The organism is Lysobacter sp. MMG2 (genome assembly GCF_016735495.2).
In the GTDB taxonomy this organism is placed as follows: domain Bacteria; phylum Pseudomonadota; class Gammaproteobacteria; order Xanthomonadales; family Xanthomonadaceae; genus Lysobacter_J.
The window spans coordinates 126,614-140,986 of the sequence record NZ_JAERQY020000002.1; the positions used below are offsets into that span (position 1 = coordinate 126,614).

Consider the following 14,373-nt stretch of genomic DNA (forward strand, 5'->3'; position numbering starts at 1 on the left):
ACTACCGGATCGGCACGTCGAAGAACACCTTCGGCGCCGGTTCCGGATCGAGCGTGTAGTGCCACCATTCCATCGGGTAGTTGCGCAGGCCCGCGCTGCGCATCGCTTCGCGCAGGCGTTCGCGGTTGGCGCGCTGCTGCGGTGTCGCGCGCGGCGAATCGGTGTTGGCCAGCGGATCGAAGAAGTCGAACGGCGTGCCCATGTCGAGCGGCGAACACGCGCCTGCCGCGTCGCATTGCATCAGCGTGAGATCGATCGTCGCTCCGCGACTGTGTCCCGAGGTCGGCGAAATGTACTCGCCCAGCAGGTCGCGCTTCTCCAACGCCGGGTAGTAGTCCGGCTTCGTACGCTGATCGTCGTCGTGCGCCCAAGCGATGAATCGACGAACCGCGCGCGCGGGACGGTAGCAATCGTAGATGCGCAGGCGCAGGCCTTGCGCACGCAGCACAGCTTCGGCGCGCTGGATCGCCTGCGCGGCCGGCGCGAGCAGGTAGCAGCGCGGTGCGCCGTAGCCGTCGACGGGTGCGCCGGTGAAGTTGTCGTGGCCGGCGTAGCGGATGTCGAGATCGATGTCCGGAACGAGCGTGCGCAGATCCACCAAACCCGCGGCTTCGGGCGTGGCGGCCGGCGATACGTTCATCGTTGGCGTGGACGCGCAGCCGGCGAAGCAGAGCAGCGCGACGGCCGCGAGCGCGCCGCCGTGCATCACGGGCAGTTCCCGACGCGCTCGAACGCGAGGTCTTCGTAGTCGTAGCTGAAATCGGCCTGCGGATCGACCTTCGCCATGCGCAACCCGTTGCCAGCCATGTCGAGCCAGGCCTCGGCGTCCACGCTCGGATCGTCCCAGTCGACGAGCCAGCGATCGCCGACCTTCTGCACCACGCCGTCCAGCTGCGGCGACTTGCGCGCGCGCAGGCGAACCGCATCGCCATCGCGACACAACGTCACTTCGCCGAACCAGGGATCGCGGTACACGCCCAGGTGCGGAGCGAGTTCCTTCGCGGTGGCACGACGGCGACGCGACGTATCCGGCGCCTTTTCGGCGGCGGGTCGGGCCGCTTCTTCCTTCTCAAGCAGGCCTGCGTAATGCGCGACGGACAGCGCGGGATCGCCCGAGGTGTAGCGCTTGACCAGAACCTGCGTCAGTGCGGTGCGCGCATCTTCACCCTCGCCGTTGATGAGGATGACGAAGCCGGCGCCCTTGTCGGGCAGCATCGTCACCGCCGAGTACATGCCCATCAACGTGCCGGTGTGCGCGACCTTGAACACGCCGTCCACGTCGGCCAGCCGCCATCCGTAACCGTACGCGGAGAAGTGACTGTGGTCCCATTCGCGCATGCGCTTGGAAACGGGCATCGGCATCTGCGGGCCCACAGGGCCTGGCGTTGTTCCTGCGAAAGCCAGCCGGCGTTCTTCGCCTCCGGCTTCAGCCAGTTGGCGGTCCAGCGCAGCATGTCGTTGAGGCTGCAGCGCACGCCGCCGGCGGGGTCCATCGTGGTGGCGCGCACGACGTCGCCGTCGCTGCGCACCGGAACGTTGCGCTCGCCTTCGCGACGGTGAGGCTGGGCGACGTTGCCGACCTCGCGCCGGTTCCATTCGCCGATCTGGCAGCGCGTCATGCCCAGCGGTTCGAACACTTGGCGTCGAACCAGCGTTTCGTACGACGCGCCGCCCGCCGCGGCGGCGACTTCGCCGGCGACGATGTACATCAGGTTGTCGTAGTCGTAGCCCGACCGGAAACTGCGGTACGGCTTGAGGTAGGCAAGCCCATGGATGATGTCCGCCCGCGTGAACGTGTTCGGCTCCGGCCACAGCATCAGATCGCCCGCGCCGGCGCGCAGGCCGCTGTTGTGAATCAGCAGGTCCCGCACCTGCATCTGCTGGCCCACCCACGCGTCATGCATGCGGAATTGCGGCAGCCACTTCACGACCGGGTCGTCCCAGCGCAGCTTGCCGGCGTCGACCAGCCGCGCCAGCGTCGCGCTGGTCATCGACTTGGTGTTCGAAGCGACCTTGAACAAGGTGTCCGCGTCGATGCGTTCGCCCTCGCCCGCCACGAGTTCACCCGCCGTGCGCGAGTACACCACGCGCCCATCCTCGACGATGCCCAGCGCGAGCCCGGGAAGGCGATAACGCGCGACGACGTCGTCGAAGATCGCATCGACCGCGGCGCGATCGGTTTGCGCGTGCGCCGGCAGCCACGCCAGCGACAGGGCCAGGAGGAAGCCGCGGAAACGTCGCTCAGGTTTCATGCCATGCCTGCGCAAGCTGCTCGCCGGCGATCATCTCCTCGAAAGTCTGGCGCCGACGGATGATCGCGTAGCGGCCGTCGTCGAGCAGAACTTCCGCGATGAGCGGCCGCGAATTGTAGGTGGATGCCATGGACGCACCGTACGCGCCCGCGGCGCCGATCAGCAACAGATCGCCGGCCTCACAAGTCGGCAGGGCGCGATCGCGGGCGAAGGTGTCGCCGGTTTCGCACACCGGCCCGACCACGTCGTAACGCGCCGTCCCGCTGCGATCGTGCAGCGGCACGATCTCGTGCCAGGCGTCGTAGAGCGAAGGGCGCAACAGGTCGTTCATCGCTGCGTCCACCACGAGGAAGCTGCGGTCCGTGCCGTGCTTGACGCGGATCGCGCGCGTCAGCAACACGCCCGCTTCCGCCACCAGGTATCGACCTGGTTCGAGCACCAGCGTTCCGCCGAAATCGGCGAAGGTCTCGCGCACGAGCGCGGCGTAGTCTTCGATCGGAATCGGCCGATCCACACCGCGCCGGTACGCGACGCCCATGCCGCCGCCGATGTCCACGCTGGCGATGCAATGGCCGGCTTCTTCCAGCTCCCGCCTGAAGTCGTCGACACGGCGCAGCGCCTCGCGGAACGGATCCAGGCTGAGGATCTGCGAACCGATGTGCGCGTGCAGGCCATCCAGGCGCACATGGCTCATCGACGCCGCCGCGGCGAACCAGCCACGCGCCTCGTCGATGGAGACGCCGAACTTGTTCTCCGCCTTGCCCGTGGAGATCTTCGCGTGTGTCTGCGCGTCGACGTCCGGGTTGATGCGCACCGCGGCACGCGCGGTCACACCGCGTGCGCTGGCGATGCGTTGCAGCAGTGCGAGCTCGTCCGCCGATTCGACGTTGAAGCGCCACACGCCCGCATCCAGCGCCGCGCCGATCTCTTCGCCCGTCTTGCCAACGCCGGAGAAGACGATGCATGCGGCGGGAATGCCCGCCTTCAGGCTGCGCTGCATCTCGCCGAGCGACACGATGTCGGCACCGACGCCCTGCTGCGCCATCAACTGCAGGATCGCGATGTTCGAATTGGCCTTGACCGCATAGCAGATGCGCAGGTCGAGGCCGTGGAATGCGCTTCGCAGCCCGGAGATGCGCTCGCGGATCGCGTTGGCCGAGTAGGCGTAAAACGGCGTAGGCAGGATCGCGGCCAGCCCGGCCAGGTCGACACCGTCGAACCGATGCGTGGCCCGATACGCGGCTTCCGGGCTGGGCTGCGCCATCGTCAAGGGCGCGACCGCTAATCCCGTCTCAAGTGGCATGCGGGCTCCGTGCAAAAAAAGAAGCGACCCGCAATACGCGGGTCGCCTTCGAGGGTCTTCAGAAATCGACGGTCACCGTCAGCTGCGCATAGCGCGGCTGCTGGAAGCCTTCACCGAAGCCGAAGTTCGTATTGATCACGCCGACGCTGGGCTGCAGGTCCTGGTCCACGCGCACTTCGCGCTGCTCGTTGAGCAGGTTGAAGATGGTGAACTTGATGCGCATGTCGGCGCGGTTGAAGCTCTGCAGGTACGTCACGCTGGTGCCCACGTCGTAGGTCCACGGCATGTCGCCGTAACCGCCACGCGGGGAATGCACGTACGTCGGCTGCGTCGTGTTGCAGTTCGCCACGCAGATGAAGTAGCTGTGGTACTTCTTCCGATCGTACGGATTGCCCACGCCGAAGCCGGTGATCGGACCACCCGAACTGACGTCGAGCGTTGCGCCCACCTGCCAGTGTTCGTTGAACGCATAGGTGCCGCGCAACTTGAGCTGGTGCTCGCGGTTGTTGGCCAGCGGGCCGTCGCCCATGAAGTTCACCCACGGATCGTCGAAGTTCTCAGTGCGCCCCGTGTCGCCGAAGTTGGTGTCGGAGTTCACCGGACCTTCGGCGTTGCCCTCGCTCTTGGACCACGTGTAGGACGCATTCATCGCCCACTTCTCGTCCCAGGCGCGATCCAGCTGCAGCTCGATGGCCTTGTAGGTGCGCTTGGGCTTTACCCAGCCGCGTTGGCCGAGGTAGTTGCCCCGCGAGTCGATCAGCGCCCAGCCTTCCTTAGCGGTGTCCACGGTCACCCAGCCGTCGTTGTCGCCGTCGCAGTTGGTATCGCCCCAAACGGTGACCTTCTCGCCCGGATTTGCCATTACCCAGCCGATGTAGCCGTCGCGACCGCATGCGCCGGTCGCGGTGATCTCCATGTCGTCGATCGCGCGATGCAATTTGCGGTAGATGCCGCGCACGCCCCATGACCACTTTTCGCCGAGCATCTGCTGGAAGCCGAGGATTGCCTCGTCCTGGTAGACCGAATCCAGATCGCGGTCCACTTCCGAGCGCAGGTCGCCGACCGTACCGTCGCCCTGCGAGACGTCCACGCCACCGATCTGCGGCCCCAGCCGCGGCACGGCGTATGGGACGCCGTTCAGCTCACGGACTTCCCAGCCGTCGAAGGCATAGTAGGTGCGCTGATCGAGCAAGCCGCCAGCCTGCTTGATGTTGATGACGTTGGCCACCGGCAGGTAGTAGCGGCCGACGTTGCCGAACAGCTTCATCGTCGCGTTGCCGCCGATATCCCAGGCGAAGCCCAGGCGCGGGGCCCACATGTCGTCCATCTGGATGTAGGTCTTGCCGTCGCCGTCCTTATTGTCGAAGGACTCGTTGCGGATGCCGATGCTCAGCAGCAGGTTGTCGGTGACCGACCAGCTGTCTTCCAGGTAGAACGCGGTGTTGGTGCTCTCGAACGTGCCGGCCACTTCGTTGCGGCGCGCACGCACGTAGCCGGAGTAGCCCGCCGGAACCACGCCGCCTGGCGGGTTCGGGATCGACGTACCCGGACCACCCACGTACACGTTGTAGAACAACGCGCCTGGACCGGCGTAGTACTGCTTGTGGTCGGAAGTGTTGATCTCGTGGTCGACGCCGAAGCGCAGCAGGTGGTCGCCGATCGACCATTCGAAGTCCGCGCGGGTCTGTTCGCGCGTGTCATCGCGGTTGAACACGGTCGAGTTCGTACTACAGCCCAGTTGCACCCCGCCCGGAGGAGCCGGGAAAGCCGACTCCTTCTGCACGCGGTTGCACTCCAAATCGAGCATCGACCGGGTGAAGGCTTCGCGGTGGTTCTCGCCGTACATCAGCTTCATGGAGAAGTCCGGCGTGAAGTTCGATGCCCAGGTCAACGCCCAGTTGTCGCCGCCGGTGTCGGTGTAGATCTCGTTCTGCTTCTGGCCGACTTCGTTGGTGGCCAGGTCGTAGCTGAAGACGGCGCCGGTGTTCTCGTCCTTGTTCGAGAACGCCATCAGGCTGAGGATGTTGTTGTCGGTGACGTACCAGTCGAGCGTGCCGCCCCAGAACCCGTTGCCGGAATTGTTCTTGGTGATCGTGCGACCCAGGTCGTCTGTGTTGGTCGGCTCGTAGTCACGCAGCTCGTACAGGCCGAAGAAGAACAGTTTGTCCTTGATCAGCGCGCCCGAAGCCCACACGTCCAGGCGGGTGTCGGAGTAGTCGTCCTGACTCTGTGCAAGGTACAGATCGCCGTCGGCGTCGTACTTGTCCTTCGCCGAGGACTGCCACGCACGCGGTTCGAAGCTCAGCTCGGCTCCGGCGTGGAAATCGTTGCTGCCCGAGCGCGCCACGGTGTTGACCACGCCGCCGGTCGTGCGCCCGAACTCGACGGAGTAGCCGCCGGTCTTCACCTGGAACTCCTTGTAGAACGAGAAGGGCGCTTCGGAGAAGCCGTTGCGGTTGTAGAAGTCGGTGACGTTGAGACCGTTGATGTAGAACGCGTTCTCCGCCACCGACGAACCGCCGAAGGAGATGCCGCCGAAGGAGGCTTCGCCCTTGGTGACGCCGGGTGCGAGCAGTGCGACCGATGCGAGATCACGGTCCACCGGCAGGCGCGCCACTTCGGTGCGCGTGAGCGTCATCGAGGTTTCGGTGGACGTCACGTCCACCATGGGCACGATGCGCGAACCCACGACCTGTACCGCCGCGAGGTTGACGGCGCCGTCGCCGCCCAGATTCACCGTGGTCGCGCTGCCCATCGACACCGCGACTTCGACTGATTCTCCCAGCGGTTCGCCGTTGCGCGTCGCCTGCAGGCTGTAGTTGCCCACCGGCAGCTGCGAGATGCGGTAGTTGCCGCGCGCGTCGGCGGTGGCCGAACGCGTAAGGCCGGTCGCGATGTTGGTGATGGTGATCTGGTCGCCCTGTGTGGCGCGGCCCACGACTGCGCCGCTGACCGCCTGTGCGGTGGCCACCATCGGCACCATCGATGCTATGCACGCGCCTAGCGCGATACCTAGTGTCGCCTTGCGAAACGCCCTGCCGCTCATCCCCTCGTCCCCTCAGAATCGGAAAGTTAATGGGCTGCCGACACCGGGCGTGCGCCCGGCATCGGCAGAACCTTTGCTTCAAAGCTGTATTCCCACTGGTCGAAGTAGAGGTTTCCCCCTGACCACTCGACCTCGCCGCGTTGCGAATCCACGGTCTCCGACCGCATGTGCTGCTTGGCCGGCACGAAGTCCGTGCCGTAGTCGTCGTTGAAAGTCAGGCGGTACGCGTCCAGGCCGCCGAGGTAGAACCACTCCACGTCCGGATCGCGCGCGCCTTTGAACTGCCCGGTCGTCACGTCCATCGGCACCCACCCGTAGGGCTCCAGGTACAGCGCGCCCCAGTCGTGCAGGTTGTCGTAGGTGCCGTCGGAATAGACCACGCCGGACTGCCAGCGCGACGGGATGCCGTTCATGCGCAGCAGCGTCATCAGCAGCAGCGTCTGCTGGCCGCAGTCGGCATGGCCGGCGTGCAGCGCGTAATCGCTGATGTTGGTGATGGTGGAGTACTCGCGCGCGCCGCCCCAGGGAATGCGGTCGACGGCTTCGAACAGCTTGCGCGCGATGCGGTACGGATTCTTTTCATCGCCCACGACCTGCTGCGAGAACGCGCGCATCTGGTCGGTGAAGACGATGTGCGGCGGACGCTGTGCCAGGTACGGCGCGAGGTCGGGGCGGTTGGCGACGGCAACGACCTTGTCCGGATCGATGACGTGGTGTTCGCCGAACACCGTGAGTTCGTAGCTGATCGAGAACGTCGTCGGCTTGCCGGCCACGGCGGGCTGCTCGAGGTACACCGTGCGCTGCTGCGTCGACTCCGGCGCGATGCGGTGCTTCGCCGGCGTGCTGGACGCGAACCGGATGCCTTCCTGCCGGCCCGGCAGCGCACGCGGATACGGAATCCAGGCGCGCACGGTCTCGCCCGCGGGCACAGCGTCCGCATCGACCGTGATGCCCTGCGTCACCCGAACGCGACGCGGCGCGACGCTCGACGTGCCACTGCGGCGCGCGTCGGCGACGGCTTCGTCGTGGTACGCGTTGGCGTTCTCCATCGGCCCGTCGTTGCGCTGGAACGGCGTGGCGCGGCGCGCGAGCGCCTCGGGGCTGACGCGGAACAGGTTCGACACCGAGCGATTGAAGTACCAGGGCGTTCCGTCGATGACGAGGTGCTCGAGCTGGTTCGATGCGGTCCAGCGTGCGAACTCGTCATCGCGCAGGTCCGGAATGGATTCGCGCAGCTTCGCCTTCGCCTGATCCGCGGTGAGCGTGAAGTCCAGTCGGATGCGGCGCATGCGTTCGCGCTGGAATTCCAGGTCGGCGCGGGTGGCGGCATCCAGGCCGGGCTTGGCGAGTGCCGTATCGATGCGGGTCTGCGCGCCGCTGAAATCGCCGGCGTCGATCCGCGCGACGATCTCAGGAAGCGGCGACGACGTGGCGGTGATCGCCGCATCCGTGGCGACCATGGCGGCCAGCGCGATGACGGCCGCGGCCAGGACGTGCCGGGGGCGCGTCCGGGGCATTGGCGATCGCAGGGAAGACCGAAGACCGTCCACGCATGCCACTCACTGGGCGGCCGTTCTGGGGCCGTTCATCGCTGTGTAACATGGGAGGAGTAGCCGGTCAATAATTTATTCTTGACTATCGCAACGAAAGAAGTATCTATTCTGGCCCGAGCGGCCGCCCTACGTTCGGGCGGTCATGAGGGGACGCGATGATGGATGACGCTCAGGCCCAGGGCTGCCCGACCGGCAATGGCGCCGCGTTCCCGTCGTTTATGCCGGAACCCGACGCCCGCCCTGCGGCTCGCCCCGCCCGCCTCGGGCCGTTCGCGCCAGGACTTCGCATGCGAATTTTTCTTTGCCTTGCCGCCCCACTGCTGTCGCTGGGCCTGCTTTCGTCCGCGGCCGCCCACGAGCGCGCCTGGACCGTACCCGCCGAGACCGGCGTCGTCGGCGTCGAACGCGCCCAGCTCGATCCGGCCTGGTGGGTCGCGCGCCAGGCCGAACCGGATCGGGTGATCCTCGACGCCCGGGCGATCGCCGCGCAGAACGCGAAGCTGATGCAGCTCGACCGGAGCATGCACGACCTGGACGCACTGCCGGCAACGCTGGAGCGCACGCGGGTCGCCGCATGGGTCGACGGCATTTCGAAGCGGCCCACGCGCGCGCTCTACGACGTGCAGGGCCAGCCCGTCGCGGCGTCGGACCTCGACGCGATCGTCGCCAACGCCAACGCATCGGCGATTCCCGCCTCGCAGCCCACGCGTTTCGGCCTGGTCGTCCATCGCGCCGACCTGCGCGCATTCCCCACACGCACACGCATGTTCAGTTCGAACGACGATCACGACATCGACCGCTTCCAGGAAAGCGCCCTGTTCCCGGGCGATCCCGTCGCGATCGTGCACGAAAGCCGCGACGGCCTCTGGTGGTTCGTGGTCAACACACGCTATGCGGCGTGGATCGAGAAGCAGTACGTCGCCGAAGGCCGCGCGGAGGAGGTGCTCGGTTACGGCCGCAGGACGCCGTTCCGCATCGTCACCGGCGCGCGCGCGACCACCGTCTACACACCCGAGGAGCCGCGCGTCTCCGAGCTCCAGCTCGACATGGGCGTGCGTGTGCCGGTCCTTGCGGACTGGCCGATGGGCGAGCCGGTCAACGGTCAGCACGCGTATACCGCGCATGTGATCCAGCTTCCCGTGCGCGACGACGACGGCCGCCTCGCGTTCGCGCCGGCGCTGCTGCCGCGCCGTGAACCGACGTCCGACGCCCCGCTCGCGCTCACGTCGCGGCATCTGATCGAACAGGGCTTCAAGTTCCTCGGCGAGCGCTACGGCTGGGGCCACAGCTATAACGCGCGCGATTGCAGCGGCTTCGTTTCCGAGATCTACCGCAGCATGGGCGTGCAGCTGCCGCGCAACACCAGCGACCAGGCGGTGAGCCCGGCGCTCAACCGCATCGCGTTCAACGAGAAGGACGGCCGCGACAAGCGCATGGCCGTGGTGCGCGGGTTGCAGGTGGGCGATCTGGTCTACATCCCGGGCCACGTGATGATGGTGATCGGCGAGGTCGACGGCGAACCGTACGTGATCCACGACACCACCGGCCTGAGCTTCGCCGGTGCGGACGGGCGCACGATGCGTGCCAAGACCAACGGCGTGACCGTTTCGCCGCTGACGCCGCTGCTGTTCAACGGCACGCAAACCTTCGTCGACCGCATCACCAACATCCAGCGCATCCGGCCGTAATCACGGCGCTGCGCCACATCGAATCCGAATCCCGAAAACCCCACTTTCGAACCTCCAGAATGAAAATCACCGAAATCCGGTTCGGCATGCTGCGTGTTCCGCTGAAGACACCGTTCAAGACCGCGTTGCGCACGGTCGAGGCGATCGAGGACATCGTCGTGGCCGTGCACACCGATACCGGGCACATCGGCTACGGCGAAGCGCCGGCCACCGCGGTCATCACCGGCGACACGCACGGCTCGATCATCGAGGCGATCCGCAAGTTCATCGCGCCGCGCCTGATCGGCCAGGAAATCGCCAACCTCAACCGCATCACCCAGCTGATCCAGACCGCGCTGGAGAAGAACACCAGCGCGAAAGCGGCGGTGGAAATCGCGGTGTACGACCTGTTCGGCCAGCTCTACGGCGTGCCGCTGTACAAGATGCTCGGCGGCGGCGATCCGGTGATCACCACCGACATCACCATCTCGGTGGACTACATCGACAAGATGGTCGCCGATTCGATCAGCGCGGTGGACCGCGGCTTCGAATCGCTGAAGATCAAGGTCGGCAAGGACATCGGCGTCGACGTCGAGCGCGTCAAGGCGATCTATGCCGCCGTGCAGGGCCGCGCCCTGCTCCGCCTGGACGCGAACCAGGGCTGGACCGCGAAGCAGGCCGTGCACGCGATCCGCATGCTCGAGGACGCCGGCGTGCGCCTGGAACTGGTCGAGCAGCCGGTGAAAGCGCAGGACCTGGACGGCATGAAGTACGTCACCGAACGCGTGCACACGCCGATCATGGCCGACGAGAGCGTGTTCGGCCCGACCGAAGTGATCGACCTGATCAAGATGCGCGCGGCCGACATCATCAACATCAAGCTGATGAAAACCGGTGGATTGTCCAACGCGATCCGCATCGCCGACATCGCCGCGCTTTACGGCGTGGAATGCATGATCGGCTGCATGCTGGAAAGCAGCATCAGCGTCGCCGCTGCCGTGCACCTGGCGGTGGCCAAGTCCAACGCGATCACCAAGGTCGACCTGGACGGCCCGTCGTTGAGTGCGTTCAATCCGGTCGATGGCGGCGTGATCTTCAACGAATCGGAGATCTCGGTGACCGACGCGCCGGGCCTGGGCATCCGCGAGATCCGCGGGCTGGAACTTCTGCCAGACTGACCGCCCACCGAGTCCGGAGCCCGCATGTCGCCGCTGCTCAAGATCCGCGCCGAACGCGACCAGATGTCGGCCATCGAACGGCGCATCGGCGACTTCCTGCTGGAGAACGCTCACCTGCTGCGCGACTACTCGTCGCAGCAGCTGGCCAACGCATTGGGGATCAGCCAGTCCAGCGTGGTGAAGTTCAGCCAGAAGCTAGGTTACAAGGGCTATCCGGATCTGAAGTACTCCATCGGCCAGGCCGTGGCGCGCGGCGACGGTGGCGAGGAAAACGGTACCGCGCGCGAAGCGCGCATCGAGGACCCCCACGCCGCGCTGGCCGAGAACCTGTGGCACCTGAAGGCACTGGCCGAGGCGCAGACGCGCACGATCAATCCGCCCGAGCGCATCGACGCCATTGCCCACGCGGTGCAGCAGGCGGGCAAGGTGTTCATCATTGGCCTGGGCGAGGACGGCATTCCGGCGCGTGCGTTCGCGACGCGGCTGTCGATGCTGGGCATCCTTACCGTGCACTACGTCGATGCGATCCTGATGCAGTCGGGCGTGTCCACCGCCGCACCGGGCGACGTGCTGCTGGTGTTCTCCGAGCAGGGCCGGCAGCCGGCGCTGTGCCAGATCAGCCGCCTGTTCCGCGAGCACGGTGGCAAGGTCATCACGGTCACGCGGCACACGCCCAACCCGCTGCGCGCGCACGGCGACGCGGCGCTGCTGGTGTCCGCGCACGATGAGCGCCGGCATATCGAGCCGCTGCTGTACCAGTCGGCGTTGCAGCACCTGCTCGACCTCATCTTCGTCCTGCTGTGCGATGCCAGCGAAGAACGCCGCCTGCAGCTCGACTTCAACTTCGAGCGCATGCAGGATCTGCTCGACCACTGATCCGGGATTTGCGCATGCGCGTCACCGCCGCACTCGTACGAAGCCTCGCTGCCCTGTCGTTCCTCGCGCTGGCCGGCTGCGCCAGCGTTGCGCCGACGCCCACCACGCCGTGGGACGACGCGCGCCAGCTGGTGATGGTTACCACCGCCGACTGGAACGCGACCACCGGCACGCTGCGGCGTTACGAGCGCGAAGGAGAGCAGTGGCGCGAAGTGGGTGAAGCGACGCCGATCACGGTGGGACGCAGCGGCGCCGCGTGGGGCATCGGCCTGAATCCCGCGCAGTCCGATGGCCCGCAGAAACAAGAAGGCGACGGTCGCGCGCCGGCGGGCGTGTTCCGCATCGGCACGGCGTTCGGTTACGCCGACACCGTCGCGAGCGCGTGGCCTTACGAGGCGATGAGCGCGTCGGACTGGTGCATCGACGTCAACGCATCCCCGCTCTACAACCGCATTGTGGACGCGAAGCAGGTCGGCCAGGCGGCCGTGGAAGGCTCCAGCGAACCCATGCGCCGCGACCTGCACGCAGGCGGCGACGTGCGCTACAAGCTCGGCTTCGTGATCGAACACAACCCCGACAACCGCAGTGGCGCGGGCAGTTGCATCTTCGCCCACCTGTGGCGCGCGCCGGGCGAACCCACGGCGGGCTGCACCGCCATGCCCGAGCCGGCGATGCAGGAACTGCTGGCATGGCTCGACCCGCGCCGTAAACCCGTGTTCGCGTTATTGCCCGATAACGAACTGGAACGACTGCACGACGCCTGGCACCTGCCACGCGCGGCCTCGCGGCGCTGAGAATACGGCGCCCCTGGCCTTCCGCTGCGCGACTGCGCGAGGATGGCCACCGAACCACCGACTTTCCCAACGGACACCCGATGTCGACCACCGCCCGCGTACTCCTCGGACTCTTCCTCGGCGCCGTCATCGGCCTGTTGCTGGCTTGGCTGGATCCCGCGCTGGCCGGCAAAGTGGCCGACTTCGTCGCGCCCATCGGGCGTTTGTGGCTCAACGCGCTGCAGATGACGGTGGTGCCGCTGGTCGCGGCGCTGGTGGTGATCGGCGTGAACAACGCCACCGATGCCGCCGCGTCCGGACGCACGGCGCGCAAGGCCATCGTCACCTTCGTGGTGATCCTTGCCGTCTGCGCTGCGTTCGCCGCGACGCTGGCGCCGATCCTGTTCTCGTTCGTCCCGCGCCAGGAAGGGCTCGCCGATTCGTTGCGCGCGGCCACTGCCGGCGCGGCGCAACTGTCGCTGCCCAGCTCGCTGGCGGAATGGTTCGCCGGGATCATCCCCGCCAACGCACTGTCCGCCGCCGCCTCGAGCGCGATGCTGCCGCTGGTGGTGTTCGCTCTGTTCTTCGGCTTCGCGCTGACGAAGATCGAGGCCGGTCGCCGCGCGCGCGTGCTCGACCTGGTGCAGGGCATCGCCGACGTGATGATCGTGATCGTGCACTGGGTGCTGTGGATCGCGCCGATCGGCGTGTTCGCGCTGGTGCTGGCGGTGTGCGCGCGCGTGGGCCACGGCATGATCGGCGCGTTCGGCTGGTACATCGCGATCCTATCTACGATGTATCTGCTGGCGACCGCGCTGATGTACCCCATCGCGGTGATCGCCGGCCGCGAGCGCCTGCAACGCTTCGCATCGGCAATCGCACCGGCGCAGGTGGTGGCGGCGAGCACGCAGTCCTCGCTGGCCTCGCTGCCGGCGATGATCGAATCCTCGCGCGAACGCCTGGGCCACCCGCTCAGCGTGACCTCGCTGGTGCTGCCGATGGCGGTGTCGCTGTTCCGCATCACCAGCCCGATCCAGTACCTGGGCGTGGCGGCCTTCATCAGCTGGGCCTACGGCGTGGACCTGACCTTCGCGCAGTGGGCCGCCGCGGCCGCGCTGGCGGTGGTAATCAGCATGGGCTCGGTGGGTCTGCCCGGGCAGGTCAGCTTCATGGCGACCAACATGCCGGTGACGCAGGCACTGGGGCTGCCGATCGAGCCGCTGGGCCTGCTGCTGGCGCTGGACACGATTCCGGACGTGTTCGCCACGCTGGGCAACGTGACCGGCGACCTCACGGCGACCACCGTGGTCGCCAAGGGGCAGCACGATCCGGTGGAACCCGCGCTGGGCGAAGGCGGCGATTCGTAGCCCTTCCAACGAACGGGCGAAGGCCCTGCCGTCATCCCCGCGCAGGCGGGGATCCAGGCGAGCGCGCCCTCACCTTCCGGAGAACGGAAGCACCCGGCCAGCTGGATTCTCGCCTGCGCGGGAATGACGCCATTGAAACCCGCTGGCCACCGGCACGGGGACGCGCAAACACGCACGAAAACGTCGGAATCTGCCCCGCGGCGGCAGCGACCCGGCCCGATTCGCGCGCGTTCATGCGAAAATGCCCGGACTCATGGCCCCGTAGCTCAGCTGGATAGAGCGTCCCCCTCCTAAGGGGAAGGTCGCACGTTCGAATCGTGTCGGGGCCGCCAATTCGGCGAACGCAGGAGACCCGTGG

The 14,373-nt window shown here is 66.8% G+C and carries 11 protein-coding genes and 1 tRNA gene; 6 read left to right on the forward strand and 6 right to left on the reverse strand.

Going from position 1 to position 14,373, the window contains the following annotated elements; all coding sequences use genetic code 11:
* Window position 1 precedes the first annotated feature (1 nt).
* The 6 genes from JI752_RS08515 to JI752_RS08535 form a co-directional block, all read right to left on the reverse strand.
* The gene (locus tag JI752_RS08515; protein WP_254200508.1) at window positions 2-640 is read right to left on the reverse strand and encodes a M15 family metallopeptidase; all 639 of its coding nucleotides are present in this window, start codon (window positions 638-640) and stop codon (window positions 2-4) included.
* 65 nt (window positions 641-705) lie between these two features.
* Window positions 706-1,278 (reverse strand): DUF3471 domain-containing protein, encoded by a 573-nt coding sequence (locus tag JI752_RS19520; RefSeq protein ID WP_345777335.1) that lies wholly within the window; start codon window positions 1,276-1,278, stop codon window positions 706-708.
* Window positions 1,239-2,252, reverse strand: coding sequence for a serine hydrolase domain-containing protein (locus JI752_RS08520; RefSeq protein ID WP_345777336.1), 1,014 nt, complete (start codon window positions 2,250-2,252; stop codon window positions 1,239-1,241). Before JI752_RS08520 ends, JI752_RS19520 begins: the two co-directional genes overlap by 40 nt.
* A complete protein-coding gene (lysA, locus tag JI752_RS08525; RefSeq protein ID WP_216964179.1) occupies window positions 2,242-3,516 on the reverse strand; it encodes a diaminopimelate decarboxylase in 1,275 nt (424 codons plus the stop codon). Before lysA ends, JI752_RS08520 begins: the two co-directional genes overlap by 11 nt.
* 97 nt (window positions 3,517-3,613) lie before the next feature.
* The gene (locus JI752_RS08530; RefSeq protein WP_216962260.1) at window positions 3,614-6,601 is read right to left on the reverse strand and encodes a TonB-dependent receptor; all 2,988 of its coding nucleotides are present in this window, start codon (window positions 6,599-6,601) and stop codon (window positions 3,614-3,616) included.
* Between the two features lie 26 nt (window positions 6,602-6,627).
* A complete protein-coding gene (locus JI752_RS08535) occupies window positions 6,628-8,061 on the reverse strand; it encodes a transglutaminase-like domain-containing protein (RefSeq protein ID WP_254200594.1) in 1,434 nt (477 codons plus the stop codon).
* Between the two features lie 380 nt (window positions 8,062-8,441).
* Between JI752_RS08535 and JI752_RS08540 the strand changes: the two genes are divergently transcribed.
* From JI752_RS08540 to JI752_RS08565, 6 genes are all read left to right on the forward strand, one after another.
* Window positions 8,442-9,842 carry an SH3 domain-containing protein gene (locus JI752_RS08540; protein WP_216962266.1) on the forward strand — a complete coding sequence of 467 codons (1,401 nt, stop codon included), beginning with the start codon at window positions 8,442-8,444 and terminating at the stop codon, window positions 9,840-9,842.
* A 59-nt stretch (window positions 9,843-9,901) separates the two neighbouring features.
* Window positions 9,902-10,999 (forward strand): dipeptide epimerase, encoded by a 1,098-nt coding sequence (locus tag JI752_RS08545; RefSeq protein ID WP_216962269.1) that lies wholly within the window; start codon window positions 9,902-9,904, stop codon window positions 10,997-10,999.
* A gap of 24 nt (window positions 11,000-11,023) precedes the next feature.
* A complete protein-coding gene (locus JI752_RS08550) occupies window positions 11,024-11,875 on the forward strand; it encodes a MurR/RpiR family transcriptional regulator (protein WP_216962272.1) in 852 nt (283 codons plus the stop codon).
* Window positions 11,876-11,889: 14 nt separating this feature from the next.
* Complete coding sequence (locus JI752_RS08555; RefSeq protein WP_216962275.1) at window positions 11,890-12,669, forward strand: L,D-transpeptidase family protein; 780 nt, start codon at window positions 11,890-11,892, stop codon at window positions 12,667-12,669.
* Window positions 12,670-12,749: 80 nt separating this feature from the next.
* Entirely contained in the window at window positions 12,750-14,015 is a 1,266-nt protein-coding gene (locus tag JI752_RS08560) for a dicarboxylate/amino acid:cation symporter (protein ID WP_216962278.1), read from the forward strand.
* Window positions 14,016-14,270: 255 nt separating this feature from the next.
* Window positions 14,271-14,347 (forward strand) — tRNA-Arg (locus JI752_RS08565).
* Window positions 14,348-14,373 lie beyond the last annotated feature (26 nt).